Below are 14730 nucleotides of genomic sequence, written 5' to 3' on the forward strand. Positions count from 1 at the left end.
CCTTACTTTTTACTAAATTTGAGCGTATTCCAAAATGCATCATCAGCGACAATTTCGCCATCTTCATCTAACTCAGGGTAGGGAAGGCCTTTTTCATTACAGCGGTTTGCAATAATTGGGTGGCACCCTTCAAAAAGGAGCGTGTGTTTTATTTTTGGGTCCAACATGTCTTTACGTTGGTACATACCGGCTTCCTCGCGTTGCCTTTGCGCTTCGTAGAGAATGAGCGCTGCTGCAACAGATACATTTAATGACTGCACCATGCCTGCCATTGGAATGACGATATGCTGGTCAGCATGCTCAAGCGCCCTATCGGATATACCTAAACGCTCTTGACCAACAATCACAGCAGTTGGTTTGGTGTAGTCAATTTCTCTAAAGTCGACGGCGGTATCACTTAAATTGGTAGCAAGTAGCTGGATCCCCGGGTTTTGCTCTCTGATTTTGGCAACAGCTTGGTCGATATCATCATGCATTTGCGTGTCGACCCAATTTTTGCTGCCACCAGAGGTATTGTTGGTTAAGCGTCTTTGATCTTGCGGCCATACGGCGTGAACATAGTGACAGCCAACAGCGTCAGCTGTTCGTACGATAGCGGATAGGTTATGGTGCTTGTGTACCTCGTCGAGGCATACAGTCAAATCCGTTTGCCGTTGTTCCAATATTCGTTTTACGCGCTGAAAGCGATTTTCTTTCATCAAGGACTGCTCTTAAATACAATATTGTGGCTATTATACCAAAATAATTACTGTATAAGTACACACCTATTTGGTCTCAGAGCTGACAAAAGTTTATGGCTGGATTTCACGCATAATTGGTGCTTGTAATGAGATCAAGGTCTCGGTCGATTGAATGGCCTCAATCGATTGTATCTTATTGACAAGTACATCATGTAAGTGGTCCATTGATTGACTTAAAACCTTAATAAAAATACTGTAATTACCGGTTGTATAATAGGCTTCGACAACTTCCTCAAAACTTTCTAATTGCGCAATGGTATCTTGGTAATCTCTCGCGTGCTTGAGGTTAATACCGATAAAGCAACACACATCATAGCCAAGTTTTTTTGCATTGATGCAGACTTTAGTCCCTGTGATGATCCCAGCTTGCTTCATCTTTTCGACACGAACATGAATTGTACCTGCACTTACAGCAAAACGTTTGGCCAATTCGGCATAGGGAGTTCTGGCGTCATTCATTAGTGCGTGCAAAATAGATTTATCGAGATTATCGATCTGATAATTTTCCATGGTTATTGTTATCTGTAATTGTTGATTCTATAAATATATAGCACTTTTTTTATTGGTTGAAGTTGTGTTTTAGTATTTTTGGTTTTGAATATTGAATTTTGTCTAAAATTTGTTGACGATGGATATATCAGATAATTAATACACAGAATCATCAAAAATTTGGAATGGGGATCAATATGAAAGCACAATACTTAAAAACACAGCAGCAAATCGCTCGCGTAAAAAGCGTTTTTTCAGCACAGTTAACTGAGCAATTAGGTTTAGTCGAAGTACAAGCACCGATACTGGCAAAGGTAGGGGACGGTATTCAAGACAACTTAAGCGGCACAGAAAAAGCGGTATCAGTGAAAGTAAAAACGCTTGCTGACAGTGAGTTTGAAGTTGTTCATTCTTTAGCGAAATGGAAGCGTAAAACGTTGGGAGATTATGGTTTTGAGGTGGGTGAGGGTTTATACACTCACATGAAAGCACTGCGCCCAGATGAGGACCGTTTATCACCTATTCATTCAGTTTTTGTTGATCAGTGGGATTGGGAAAAAGTCATTTGCGGTGATTCACAACGTAACCTTGTTGCACTGAAAGAGACTGTTCAAACACTATATCAGTGCATCAAGCACACTGAGAAAGTCATTTCTAAAGAGTTTGGTACAGACGTGTTTTTACCTGAGAAAATCACATTTGTTCATGCTGAAGAGCTAAGAGCCATGTACCCTGACTTTACAGCAAAGCAGCGGGAAAAAGCGATTGCTCAAGAATATGGCGCGGTATTTTTAATTGGTATTGGTGGCGAGCTAGGTGATGGTAAAATCCATGATGTACGCGCGCCGGACTATGACGATTGGTCAACGGCAACGTGTGAAAAATACCAAGGTCTAAACGGTGATATTATTGTTTGGAACCCGGTTCTTGAAGATGCATTTGAGATTTCATCAATGGGTATCAGAGTGTCACCTGATTCTCTGGCACACCAGCTAGAGATAAGTGACGCGCAAGAGAGACTTGAATTTGATTGGCACAAAGCGCTGCTTGCAGGTGAGTTACCTCAGACCATTGGCGGTGGTATAGGCCAATCTCGTTTAGTGATGCTGCTAATGCAAAAGCAGCACATTGCGCAAGTTCAAGTGGGTGTATGGCCAGAAGCGCTTAAGCAAGATATTGAAGGCGTACTTTAGTTGATTTAAGAGGGGAGGGCTCCCCTCTAAATTTTAAATTCTATCTCTATTTGTCCATCTGCCAATTTTGCTGTGCAAGGTGGGTAACTCCGGTTGGTGGTATAGGTTTTGTCAAAAATATGAATTTCAACACCGGAATGTAGTGCTGACGTTGCTTGTAGCTGTGTACCTTCAAGTAATTCATGAAGCGTATGATCCAACTCACTGAGTTTATTTTCAAGTGCTTCAGCTTGCTGACAATAATGTATTTGCGTGGCACTGATTTTGGCCATGAGCATTTTCTTTTTTTCGATATCTTTGAGTTGTTCGGCTTTTTCGACCGCTTTTTGTAAATTTTCTAATTGCTCGTCTGTGTCGCCTAAGTCGCGTATACATTGGTCGGTTTTATTGGTGATTTCGACGCCTGAATTGGCAAGGAATACGGACATAGTTGCCCCTGAAGGGCTGCCTATTTCGCCCGCTGTGACAGATTGCGCATCAAATACGGTTCCGCCAATTAATTTACCCCGAGGATTGTCTTCTAAGCCAACACGAACTGTTCTGAGCGCTTTGATATCACAGTGGTTTGCTTGTTTTTGAATATAGATATTACGGGCTTCTAAATAAGTGTATTGGCCGTGGACTATATTGATATTACCTTTGGCAATGAGTTTGCAGGTTAAACTTTGATCATTGTCGCTGTGATCAAGGTGACCAATGACGCCGCCGCGTACTTCTATATTTCCTTCGCTGATAATTTCACCGGACTCGACTGTGCCCATAATAGTAATATCGCCACTGGCTTTGACTTTCATGCCAGGTTCGACGTTATGGGTGACAATCACGCTGCCGCTAAATTCTATATGGCCAGATTTCACATTCACATCTGCAATGGTAAATATGTCATCGACTCGCATACCATTTTGAATATCTGAGGGGCAGCCTGCAATGGTTGAAATTAGCTCGAGTGGATTGGTTGGTGAGATTTCAGTGCCTTCACCTGCAACCAGTTGAAACGATTCTCCAGGTACTGGTGTAATGCTATCCCCTGTTACTGTGAAACCCTCTTTGCCAGGAGTCGCTGGGCGCTGAGTAATGAGTAATGTCCCTGGCGAGACGCTTGAAAGCGCGCCAAAGTCGCGCATGTCTACAGTACCGTCCTCTCTTAATTTGGGCTGCTTTAAACGCTCTTTGAGTGTTAAAACGTGTGATATTAGCTTGGCTGGTAGACCATTTTCAGGAGGACGACCTTGGGCAATAATACCGCTATGCTCGGTACCTGGAGGTGCGTCAAATTGCTTTGCGAGTAGCTTTTCTAAAAAAGCTTGCTTGTACCCTCTACAAACCCCAGCTTTAACAATTATTTTTTTAGCTTGCTCTAGACTGATAAGGCTACCGCCTTGTGCCGTTGTAATGGTGGCAGAGGCTTGCATTTTGTCTTCGGAAATTGAAATTTTTAACTGCGCGTGTTTTTGCTTTGCGACTAACAACTGCTGCTCTGCTACTTCACTTTGAAAGTAAGCAGCTATTGAATCATGATCGACTTCACAATCGGCATAGGGAGAACACTCAAGCGCTTCGACAATGAACGCCTGACTGGGTGGTGTTGCAGAAGCAACGTCCATTAATATTTGGCCATTTTTAGTGACTTTAAACACAGACTATTCCTTATAGACCGAGCGGCTCAAAACTGAGCTCACACTTAAACTTACCCTTTGCGCTGTAATTGCAGCGCATGTGCGCTTATTAGCAATGAATTCGTTAGTATTAGTATGACAATCAAAAATTCAATAAATTCCGAGCGTCCATTTTATGTCATCATTTCTTATGATTAGGCTGACTCAAAGCATTTTATTTTTGCTGTTCGCGTTATCAGCTTGCTTAATTAATATTATGTAGTCAAGCTGTTAAGATCAAAGTTGATGGGCTATTTTTGGAAGATTTTTCAATGTATGGCGTTATATAAGTTGTACGCAAATGAAAAAGGCCTAATGGGTTAGGCCTTTTAGCGGGTGATAAGTCACCGTTAATTCATTGATGGTAACTCCATAATACCGTCAATTTCAATTTGTACATTTTTTGGCAACTCTTTCACACCAATAGCAGCTCTGGCAGGGTAAGGTGTTTTGAAGTACTGGCTCATAATTTCATTCACTGTGGCAAAATTGCTTAAATCAGTCATGAAAATATTCACTTTCACCATATCTTGCAACTGTCCGCCTGCCGCTTCACATACTGCGGTTAAGTTTTTAAACACTTGATGTGTTTGTTCTGCAAAATCTTCAGAGATAACTTCCATTGTATCTGGCACCAGCGGGATCTGACCCGATAGGTATACCGCAGTACCTACTTTGATTGCTTGGTTGTATGTACCGATCGCAGCAGGTGCCTGATCGGTTGAAATAATTGCTTTATTCATAATAACTTCCTTAGCGCTTTCTATATACACGCTGCACATCAGGCATAACGCGGATCTTGCGCATAATATTGGCGACGTGAATTCTATCTTTTACTGTCACGCCCAAATCAATAATATATAAATTACTTTCTTTTTCTTCTGTGGCTATTTCAACAATATTAGCTTGTGCACTGGCAACCACATTGGTTAATTTGGCAAGCGCACCTTGGTGGTTGATGATCTCTACTCTCAGTGCTGCAATGTATTCTTTCTCGGGATTGTCTTCCCATTTTACAACACAGTACTTCGCACGTTCACCTTCCCAGCCTTTGATATTACGGCACTCTTGTCGGTGCACCATCAAGCCTTTACCTTGACTGACATAGGCTGCAATTGCATCACCTGGCACAGGTCGGCAACACTTAGCGTAAGTCACTAGCATACCTTCAGTACCAATAATCGCAGCTTTAGCTTGCTTGGCAAGGCTTTCAAGTCCGTCATCAGCCTGAAGTAAACGTTTGGCAATCAATACACTCATGATATTGCCATTACCTATTTCCACAAGCAGCTCTAGTAGTGTATTAAGATTATGCTCTTCTAGAACACGTTCAATCTGTTCGGTTGGAATGTCATCGAGTTTTTGTTCACCCAGTGCTGAATCAAGCAAGCGCCTACCCAGTTGAATTGACTCTTCTTGGTGCTGGCTCTTGAGGTAATTGCGAACGCCTAAACGGGCCTTACCTGTCACAATAAAGTTAAGCCAAGTCGCATTCGGATGTGCCCCAGAGCTGGTGATAACTTCAACGGTCTGACCGGTATCTAGTGCTTTACTTAGTGGATATGGTTTACGGTTTACCCTTGCTCCGACGCATGTGTTACCTACATCAGTATGTACTGCATAGGCAAAATCAACAGCCGTTGCGCCCATGGGTAGCTCAACAATGCGACCATCAGGAGTAAATACGTAGATTTCTTCTGGGAAAAGTTCTGTTTTTACGTTTTCAACAAACTCAAAAGAAGATCCAGCACTTTGCTGCAATTCAAGTAAGCTCTGCATCCATTGGCGAGCACGCTGCTGCGCAGTATGACCTGCACTGTCACCTGACTTTTTATACATCCAATGTGCAGCAACCCCTTTGTCTGCCATATGGTCCATGTCATGTGTTCTAATTTGAATTTCGACAGGGATACCGTGTGGGCCGACTAGAGAGGTGTGTAGTGATTGGTAACCATTGGTTTTAGGAACAGCGATGTAGTCTTTAAAGCGAGTTTCAATTGGCTTGTATAGGTTGTGCGCAACGCCAAGGACTCGGTAACAGGTATCGATATTATCGACATTAATGCGAAATGCATAGATATCCATGACTTCATTGAATAACAGCTCTTTATTAAGCATCTTTTTATAAATACTATATAAGTGCTTTTCACGCCCCTTAACGGAAGCGGTGATACCGCTTTCTTCTAAGCGAGACTCTATCTCAGTCTGAATATTACTGATCACTTCTTTGCGGTTACCACGTGCTTTGGCGACTTCTGACTTAAGTGCGCGGTGACGCATCGGGTAGAGCGCTTGAAAACCTAAGTCCTCTAGCTCGTTTTTGATATCATGGATACCTAAGCGATTGGCAATTGGCGCGAATATTTCAAGCGTTTCTCTTGCAATTCTGCGGCGCTTCTCAGGTCTTAAAAAACCTAATGTGCGCATATTATGTGTTCTGTCCGCAAGCTTGATAAGAATGACGCGAATATCCTGTGTCATTGCCATGATCATTTTGCGATAGTTTTCAGCTTGAAATTCTTTTTTGTCTTTAAAATCGAGCTTATCTAATTTACTTACACCCGCAACAAGTTCGGCAACGGTTTCGCCGAAGATTTCAGCCAGATCCGCCTGACTAAAATCAGTATCTTCTATGACGTCATGCATTAATGCAGCCATGAGGGTCTCATGGTCTAACTTCATGCTGGCAAGTATCTGCGTCACTTCAACAGGGTGAGTGATATAGGGTTCACCACTTGAGCGCGTTTGCCCTTCGTGCGCTTCGCGCGCAACAACATAGGCTTTTTGCACCAATTCCACATCTTCAGGTGCTAGGTACTCTGAGATTTTTTTCTTGAGGCCTTCAAATAGATACATTCACACTCCAATGTTCCAGTGAAGTTAATAGATAGTTATTATTGAATATACGATGAATTGGCTCGGAAGCCAACGCAAAGGCGTGATGCTTTTGCAAATAATGAAAAAAAACGCCAGCTTTGAGCTGGCGTTATATCAAACTTTACTTAGACAGGGCGTTTTAAGCCGTCTAGAAGTTTATTTAGCGGTTACCACCAACAATAGCTGCAACTGCTGCAAGCTCTGCTGCTTCTTGGTTCTGCTGCTCTTCACGGTCGATTACGTCAAGAGAGTCTGTTGTTACAAGACCTTCTTCGATTTCACGTAGCGCGATAACGGTTGGCTTGTCATTTTCAGCCTCAACCAAAGGGTCTTTGCCACCAACAGAAATCTGACGAGCGCGACGCGCTGCAACAAGGATTAAATCGAAACGGTTACCAATTTTATCTACTGCATCTTCTACAGTTACGCGAGCCATCGAAGCACTCCAAAAAATTATACATTTAGCAAAGGGCTAGTTTACTTCAATCAGCCCTGTTCGCCAAGTGAATGGTTAAAATTTATCGCGAGTATGTCAATCTCATCCAGGATTTAACGTGTTTAATCAGCGAGTAGATCCGCGATAAGTGCTTTGTGACGAGTTTGCTGCGCTTTGATTTGCAATCTCGCTGCGACAACAATGTGCTCCAATTCACAAAGCGCAGTATCAAAATTATCATTCACTATGACGTAATCAAATTCATCGTAATGGCTACTTTCTGACTTGGCTTCAGCCATTCTTGCAGCAATCACTTCTTGTGAGTCTTGACCGCGATTATTTAAGCGCTGCTCTAATTCGCTTTGCGAAGGCGGTAAGATAAACACGGTTTTGACTTCAGGCATTAATGCTCTGACTTGCCTTGCACCCTGCCAGTCTATATCTAAAAAGACATCGATACCCTTGTTTAACTGATCTTCAATCGCTTGCTTTGACGTACCATAGTAATTCTCAAAAACTTGCGCCCATTCAAAAAAATCACCTTTATCGATCAGTGCTTTGAATTCATCAACGGAAACAAAGTGATAATGCTCACCATTGTTTTCGCCAGGACGTGGTGAACGTGTCGTATGTGATACTGAAACTTTAATATTGGCTTGTTTGTTCAATAAAGCTTTGATCAAGCTTGATTTACCAGCACCAGAAGGCGCAGATAAGATAAACAAGTTACCGCGAGTCATTGTCATAGTGAAACCTTTGTGTACGCAAAAGGGAGTCTGAGCGCTTCTTACTCCCGTAAAAAGCGCTATTTTAAATCTTTGTGCGTCTACTTACCAGTTTTGGCTAGCCACGTAATCTAAATCGGCTCACCAACACGGCCAGCTCTTCGGCTTGTTTGTTCAGCTCTTGTGCTGAATGTGCGGCGACTTGTGTATCTTGCAAAGAGCTCTGGCTCGATTGCTCGATCTGTGAAATATCTCTGGCCATTTCACTGGCTACGACTGATTGCTCTTCAGTGGCGGTGGCAATTGATTGGATCATCGACGCGATTTCACTGGCACCGGTGACGATCCCTTCAAGTTGTGTACCTGCATCTTCAGCCATAGACACGCTGTGGTTAACTTGCGCTACGCTGTTTTCCATGGATTTAACTGCATGTTCTGTCTGAGATTGGATCGACTGGACGGTACTCACAACTTCTTCGGTGGCTTTGGATGTGCGCTCAGCTAGTGTTCTTACTTCATCTGCAACCACGGCAAAACCACGCCCTTGCTCACCGGCTCGTGCGGCTTCAATCGCAGCGTTCAGCGCCAATAAGTTGGTTTGTTCGGCAATACTGCCAATCACACCAATAACATTGCCAATTTGGCTACTTAGCTCGCCAAGGTGTGTGACGTTTTCAGCGGTATCTTGTACTTCATTTGACGCTGATTTAATTTTATCAACTGTAGCCGTAACGGTAGAGCCGCCCTCTGATGCAAGGCTTCGTGCGCCGTCGGCATGGCTAGCGGCAACTTGGCTTTGTGATGCCACCTCTGAAACAGTTGCACTCATTTGCTCTATGGCTGTGGCGACCTGAGTGGATTGATCGGCGGACGCTTGGCTGCGAGAGGCAATTTGATTGTTTGTCTCAGCGATATCATCACTGGATGTTTTAACATCATTCACCACATTACTGATGGCTTGCAGTAGAGAGTTGAGTGAGTTTGACATCTTATTAGTGGCTTCTGCGAGGCTGTCAATTTCATCTTTGCCCTCATGGGTCAGCAGCGGTCTTGAGATATCTCCTTCACTGATCCCTTCCGCAATGGTGAGTACTTGACTTAAACGAGTCACAATCGAGCGACTGATCACAAATGCGACTGCGATAGCGATAATGGCAGCGACAAGCGTAATGAGAATAATGATCACAAGTGTGGTATTGAGTCCTTCAACCAATAAATCCAGCGCTTTAGTGGCATCATCTTTTTCTTCTTCACTTGAGACTTCAAGGATTTCGGATAGCTCGATCATCTGGTTAGTCGTGAGCTCAGCTAATTTTTTTTGTGCTGTGACGTAAGCTGTTGAGTCATAGGAGCTAAAGACTTCTTGCGCTTCTTTTTGAATGGTTGCGAACATCTCTTCAATGCGGGCGATATCACGAACTTCGTTAGGTTTTTGTTCTAGAGGTTTTAGTAAATCTAAGTAATGCCTGAAGCTTTGTGCATCATCGTTAAAATCCGCTTCAGCGGCTGGGGCACCCGTGGTGTGAGAAATGATGGCTGCGATCATGTCACCACCCTCATCAACTAGCTCTAAATAATATCTTACACCCGGTAAGTCATCGTTTATTGATTCCTGTAGATCGGTTGATTTTAGGGCACCATTAAATTCTTGCTCTTTTAGATCATCTAATAAATCTTCCAATGGTTGACCTACGTCACGATCTAATTTATCAACGCGTTGCTTAACTTGTTCGTAAGCGCGAGGGTCATATTTGGCAAAAATCTCGTTATTTACATCGCGGTGGAACTTCTCTGCCAACTCCATGATACGCGCCATTTTGTCTCTGTCAGATTGCTTCGCAGACTCATACCCGTAAAGCTCTTTTTGCGTGGATTTAAAACGTTCAAACAACTGATTAAATTGTCCCACTTTACTGACATCGCCATTAAGATATTCAAGCGCAATATTATTGAGCTGGTACTCTAAATGAAGTAGACGGTTATATAAAATCATACCGGGTAGGTCATCACCTTTAACTTCAAAAGCTCTTGCAGTCTCGGTGGAGACTTTAAACCAAACAACGGTACTGGAAAAAACCATCAGTGCGATGAGGCAACCAAAGGATAAATATAGCTTTTTACTTAAGTTCATATTGTTACCCAAGAAAGTTGTGTACTCCGATTCCCTGGAATATCAAATTTGCCTTTTCAAATTATTAATTAAGGATAAGAAAATTGCGAATTTATGAATTAATTTCCTGATTGTTTGTTATATCGACATAAAAAGGTTCATAAAAGCACTTCGGGTAAAGCATGCTATTGTTTACTTGTTTAAAAAGTAAACTTGGCTTTCTCGTTTTTGATATAAATGGTGGGATGCTTATCACTGTGAAGTAATTTTCAGACTTGGTCAAAAGCCAAGCCTGAATTAGGCTTGGCGATGTACAGTGAACTAACCTTCGCTGTTTGTCACCCTAGGGTGCCTAGAATGGAATATAACTAACGCGATATACACACAAGTCGCATAGGTGTTGATCAGTGGCAGCATTGCTGTGATAACAGCTAATATTTTGCTATATCGATATTTGTGCGCGACGAAATAGTTTATTACAAGGCAAGCAAAAACTTGCACAAAAAAAGCGACGGATATAAGGTGTAGCTCACCATTTCTAAGCATTTCTATCATATTTTAAGTCCTGTCAATTGGGGTAATGATTACTCTTCCTCTCACTCCTGTTTGTATAACTCTTAATCGAATACCATACTCTGCTGCTTTTTGTATGTACTGCTCTAGCTTGTATTGTGAAGAAAACTGATAAGTACCGTGAATTGAGGATCCCGCATCTGGGATCCGGTTTCCTTCAGAATCAATTGCACTATGTCTTGTATACGTTAAGCGCAGTTTGGTCCCTGATCTCAAAGTGGCTGCTTTCATAACTAATTGTGAGCCATCATCAAATTCAAATAGTAGCTCAATTCCTGCAACAGGATCATAAAATAAACCGCCAAAATAGAGAGTGTAACTCCCCCATAAACTGAAACAGTCCATAAGTAGAGTTTCTATCAATATAAGAGGAAATTTTACGATGCGAAAAAGTAAGTTCACCGAAACACAGATAGTTTATGATCAAAGAAGCTGAATCGGGTGTGCCTGTACCAGAAATATGCCGTAAACATGGTGTTGGTCAAAGTACATTTTATAAGTGGCGTTCTAAATATGGTGGGATGGACGCCTCTGATGTGAAGCGTTTAAAAGAGCTTGAAGATGAAAATCGCAAGCTAAAAGACATGTTTGCGACTCTCAGTTTAAAACATTCAATGCTTGAGGGAATCATCTCAAAAAAGCTGTGAAAACAAGTAGACGCAGAGCTTGGGTCGAACACTTACGAGCACGGTTTGAGGTTAGCGTAGCATTTGCCTGTGACGTAGCGGGTTTAGGTCGAAGCGTTTATTATTATAAATGCAAGCGACCATCGGATGATGATGTAATTGATGCTTTGTTAGCGCTTGTTGAGCGGCACCCTAGGTGGGGCATGCCAAAGCTGTTTAAACGACTTAGGTATCAAGGCAAAGTATGGAATAAAAAGCGCGTTGAGCGAGTGTATAAGATGCTTAACCTTAACCTTAACCTTAGACGAAAAGGGAAACGTCGTGTACCAACACGCATACCGGAGCCGTTAAGCGAACCGAGCAAACATAATGACTCGTGGTCGATGGATTTTATGAGCGATGCGCTTAGTTACAGGCATCGCTTTAGAACACGGAATGTGCTGGATGATTACAACCGCCAGCCCAGCTTTCTTAATACCATTCAATCAAACATAACCATCGATGACAACCATGTTTGGTTTTAGGCAATGTTCATTCAATAGGGTAGCAATAAAGGGCAACTTTCTAAGATAGAAGCTCCAGCTTCATATTCTTTTACGTTAGAAACTTTGCTGATATAAGAGCGCTTTTAAGTTTGTCTTGCCAGTCATTAAAAGAAACACCTGCAACACACGCAAAACCATCTCTATGATCAACCGCGAGCATCATTATTTATTGTTACCTTGTCAAATGAATTGTTTATTTTTACCATTCGCATTCATGATAATCTTTTAAAAATCGCCCATAAGTAGGCGTAGCTCCATTAATAGTTTCAAAAATTGGAGCTAATACTCTGGCAGCCCCGTCAATACAATCTAAAGGGGGGACAACACCTATAGCTCGATTACGTGATTTAATTGGCAAGGGGTTTTCTTGAGTTACCCACCCAGTATCAACACTATTGACGTATATATCTTGTTTTACGTAATCAGATGCGATTGTTCTTGTCATCATATTTAGCGCAGCTTTTGCCATATTTGTATGGGGGTGACGGTGAGTTTTATTTTTTCGATTAAATTGTCCTTCCATCGCCGATACATTGATTATGAACTTTCTTTCCAAGCTAGATTTTTGAAGCAGGCTTTTTAGTTTAGAGCAAAGTAAAAACGGAGCTGTTGTATTAATAGTTTGCGTTTCTAAAAATTCAAGTGTATCTATATTTGCTGCTGTTTTTGTCCAACTATTCTGAGGTGATATATCGACTGGCTCGGAAAACTCATCAAGCATAGTGTTATCGATGACATTAGGCTTTGATACTCTAGAATAGGTTAACCAACGATGGTTCTCACTTTCTAACTGAGGATCATGGAAGCGACTGAGTAAATTGCGATCAACACATTCTAACAGGGCGTTTTCTCGCTTGGCCATTTCTTGATAGTAACTCTGAGGCTTTTTTATTGTTTGCGCAGCATTATTGATAAGAATATCGAGCTTATCATAACGTTTAACTATATATTCAATAAAAGATTCCACTGAAGGAATATGTTTTAAATCAAGGCCATATATAATTAAGTTATCTGCCCAATCTTCATAGTCATGTTCTAACATATAACGTCTTGCAGTATCGTACTTAAAGCGACTGGTTACAATCACTTTCGCACCAGCACGTAATAGCTTCAACGCGATTTGAAAACCAATTTTGACTCTTCCCCCTGTTAATAAAGCAAGTCGTCCATTTAGATCTGCTTTATCACTTCTGCGCTTAAAGTTAAAGGATGAACACTCATTACATAGACGGTGGTAATGATGATGAACACTCATTACATAGACGGTGGTAATGATGATGAACAGATTGATATAGTTGCTTGCAAATGTAGCATCGATTTGGCTTAAATAACTTTCTTTCAGACGAGGCAATAATATCAAACATTTGATGAGCTGATTTTTTACATTGAAACTTGTTCATGAGCCACTGACCGCTAGGTATGATATCTCCATCTAACGAGAAGTTTGGTTCTGCAAGGCATCGCTCTGTAGATTCCAGTAGTATCGCATCATGTAGCTTTTGTAGTTCTTTTTGAGAATGAGTACCGCTATTGCCATTATAATGATGAGCTAATTTAGACAAAATTGCGTTCTGTTTCATATGATAATGCAGAGGAGGTGTGTTTAAGTTCATTTACAAGCTCCTATTTTTCACATCAGTTAATATTTTTTGTATTTTGCTAAAATGCCCACCTTGCCAATAAATTTGCTCACATTTAGCACATTGGCTAAAAGTTATATTATTGGCATAGACCTTTTTAGGTACTTTTGTTTTAATTTCTTCTTTTTTAACGGTAGTGATAGTGCCATTACATTTAATACAGCGTGATAAAGGATCGAAGTGGTCAGCTAAATGATAGTGTTTAACTATTTCTCTAAATTGCTCAATCGGCTCTACTGCTCTTACCCAGCGACCGTATTTAACTTTACTACGTTTCAACAAACCTTTATCGCGGGTCAATAAAATACACTCACCAACTGAAGCGACCTCCGCCAATACCGAATCACCATGGTCATGGTTTTCAAATAAGCAATTGAATCCAGCCATTCTCAAGTAACGAGCAAGTCCACCTAAATGTACATCTAATAAAAATGTCAATTCACCATTTGGTTTCCACGGCATATTTGAGTTAGTATACTCAGCAGAAGAGGAATAAACGGAAACTTTGTCTCCGTCATTAAGTCGGAAATTTAAGTCTACATTTTTATCATTTACCCTAATTAACCCTACTTCTGTATGCGGAATCCCCATTGCCTGAATGGCATCCCCAATGGCAGGAGTATCATCAAAATCATATCTAATCTCTACATTCTTAATTTCATCGTTAAGAAAGTCAGTACAATGCCCGTTAAACCGAAATAATGCATGATACATCTTCGTTGTGAGTGAATAGTTGTGATTTAAATACGCAGGCCAAAGCATATGCATGAGCTGGCGAGCTTGAATCTCATTCATCGCACCTAACTTTGCAAAACGCTGTATCCACTCTCTGTAGTGAGATTGAACTATTTCCTCTGAACAGGGTACTAATGACGTAGTATGCGCAGTCGTGACGTGCATCTTTCGATAGTGGTGATCATTTTTATAACCATATAACTGTGAAAGTAAGTTCCGCGCAGCTGAAATTTTTATTGGCTTAAAAGGCCAGTGTTTAACAAGAACTTTGGCTTGATTTGAAAATACTTTTGGGGATAAGTAAAAGGGCATAACTGTCTCCGTCTTTACAACCAATAACGCATTTTCTGTCCCACTCTAAAAGCGTTATCTGCCACTGACGTGTG

15 protein-coding genes are annotated in these 14730 nt (G+C 41.4%); 3 read left to right on the forward strand and 12 right to left on the reverse strand.

The window, feature by feature from the left end; all coding sequences use genetic code 11:
* Positions 1-2: 2 nt before the first annotated feature.
* Together trmH and asnC are read right to left on the reverse strand one after the other, a co-directional pair.
* The gene (gene trmH, locus L1077_RS11520; protein WP_237136980.1) at positions 3-698 is read right to left on the reverse strand and encodes a tRNA (guanosine(18)-2'-O)-methyltransferase TrmH; all 696 of its coding nucleotides are present in this window, start codon (positions 696-698) and stop codon (positions 3-5) included.
* A gap of 93 nt (positions 699-791) precedes the next feature.
* Complete coding sequence (gene asnC / locus L1077_RS11525) at positions 792-1250, reverse strand: transcriptional regulator AsnC (RefSeq protein ID WP_063361053.1); 459 nt, start codon at positions 1248-1250, stop codon at positions 792-794.
* 176 nt (positions 1251-1426) lie between these two features.
* Here asnC and asnA point away from each other — a divergent pair, with 176 nt between their 5' ends.
* Positions 1427-2422 (forward strand): aspartate--ammonia ligase, encoded by a 996-nt coding sequence (gene asnA / locus L1077_RS11530; protein WP_237136981.1) that lies wholly within the window; start codon positions 1427-1429, stop codon positions 2420-2422.
* Positions 2423-2448: 26 nt separating this feature from the next.
* Here the strand turns inward: asnA and L1077_RS11535 are convergent, their stop codons facing one another.
* The 7 genes from L1077_RS11535 to L1077_RS11565 form a co-directional block, all read right to left on the reverse strand.
* Entirely contained in the window at positions 2449-4059 is a 1611-nt protein-coding gene (locus L1077_RS11535; RefSeq protein ID WP_237136982.1) for a DUF342 domain-containing protein, read from the reverse strand.
* A 368-nt stretch (positions 4060-4427) separates the two neighbouring features.
* Positions 4428-4820 carry a RidA family protein gene (locus L1077_RS11540; protein ID WP_063366779.1) on the reverse strand — a complete coding sequence of 131 codons (393 nt, stop codon included), beginning with the start codon at positions 4818-4820 and terminating at the stop codon, positions 4428-4430.
* Between the two features lie 10 nt (positions 4821-4830).
* The gene (spoT, locus tag L1077_RS11545; RefSeq protein WP_237136983.1) at positions 4831-6933 is read right to left on the reverse strand and encodes a bifunctional GTP diphosphokinase/guanosine-3',5'-bis pyrophosphate 3'-pyrophosphohydrolase; all 2103 of its coding nucleotides are present in this window, start codon (positions 6931-6933) and stop codon (positions 4831-4833) included.
* 181 nt (positions 6934-7114) lie between these two features.
* Positions 7115-7390, reverse strand: coding sequence for a DNA-directed RNA polymerase subunit omega (gene rpoZ / locus L1077_RS11550; RefSeq protein WP_237136984.1), 276 nt, complete (start codon positions 7388-7390; stop codon positions 7115-7117).
* Positions 7391-7512: 122 nt separating this feature from the next.
* Entirely contained in the window at positions 7513-8136 is a 624-nt protein-coding gene (gmk, locus tag L1077_RS11555) for a guanylate kinase (RefSeq protein ID WP_237136985.1), read from the reverse strand.
* Positions 8137-8233: 97 nt separating this feature from the next.
* Positions 8234-10246, reverse strand: a complete 2013-nt coding sequence (locus L1077_RS11560) for a methyl-accepting chemotaxis protein (RefSeq protein ID WP_237136986.1) — start codon at positions 10244-10246, stop codon at positions 8234-8236.
* 537 nt (positions 10247-10783) lie between these two features.
* A complete protein-coding gene (locus L1077_RS11565; protein WP_237136987.1) occupies positions 10784-11143 on the reverse strand; it encodes a hypothetical protein in 360 nt (119 codons plus the stop codon).
* Between the two features lie 74 nt (positions 11144-11217).
* Here L1077_RS11565 and L1077_RS11570 point away from each other — a divergent pair, with 74 nt between their 5' ends.
* Both L1077_RS11570 and L1077_RS27330 read left to right on the forward strand, forming a co-directional pair.
* Positions 11218-11445 (forward strand): transposase, encoded by a 228-nt coding sequence (locus L1077_RS11570; RefSeq protein ID WP_237136988.1) that lies wholly within the window; start codon positions 11218-11220, stop codon positions 11443-11445.
* Entirely contained in the window at positions 11442-11948 is a 507-nt protein-coding gene (locus L1077_RS27330; protein WP_237136989.1) for an IS3 family transposase, read from the forward strand. The genes L1077_RS11570 and L1077_RS27330 overlap by 4 nt, the downstream gene beginning before the upstream one ends.
* Before the next feature lie 220 nt (positions 11949-12168).
* Here the strand turns inward: L1077_RS27330 and L1077_RS11580 are convergent, their stop codons facing one another.
* Genes L1077_RS11580 through L1077_RS11590 form a run of 3 tightly spaced genes read right to left on the reverse strand, consistent with a single transcriptional unit; the run spans position 12169 to position 14656 of the window.
* The gene (locus tag L1077_RS11580; protein WP_237136990.1) at positions 12169-13224 is read right to left on the reverse strand and encodes an SDR family NAD(P)-dependent oxidoreductase; all 1056 of its coding nucleotides are present in this window, start codon (positions 13222-13224) and stop codon (positions 12169-12171) included.
* Positions 13190-13582, reverse strand: a complete 393-nt coding sequence (locus tag L1077_RS11585) for a hypothetical protein (protein ID WP_237136991.1) — start codon at positions 13580-13582, stop codon at positions 13190-13192. The genes L1077_RS11580 and L1077_RS11585 overlap by 35 nt, the downstream gene beginning before the upstream one ends.
* Positions 13583-14656, reverse strand: a complete 1074-nt coding sequence (locus L1077_RS11590; protein ID WP_237136992.1) for a Mut7-C ubiquitin/RNAse domain-containing protein — start codon at positions 14654-14656, stop codon at positions 13583-13585. It lies immediately after the preceding gene.
* Positions 14657-14730 lie beyond the last annotated feature (74 nt).

The sequence above is a fragment of the Pseudoalteromonas luteoviolacea genome, from assembly GCF_021654285.1.
GTDB classification, from domain to species: Bacteria; Pseudomonadota; Gammaproteobacteria; order Enterobacterales; family Alteromonadaceae; genus Pseudoalteromonas; species Pseudoalteromonas luteoviolacea_J.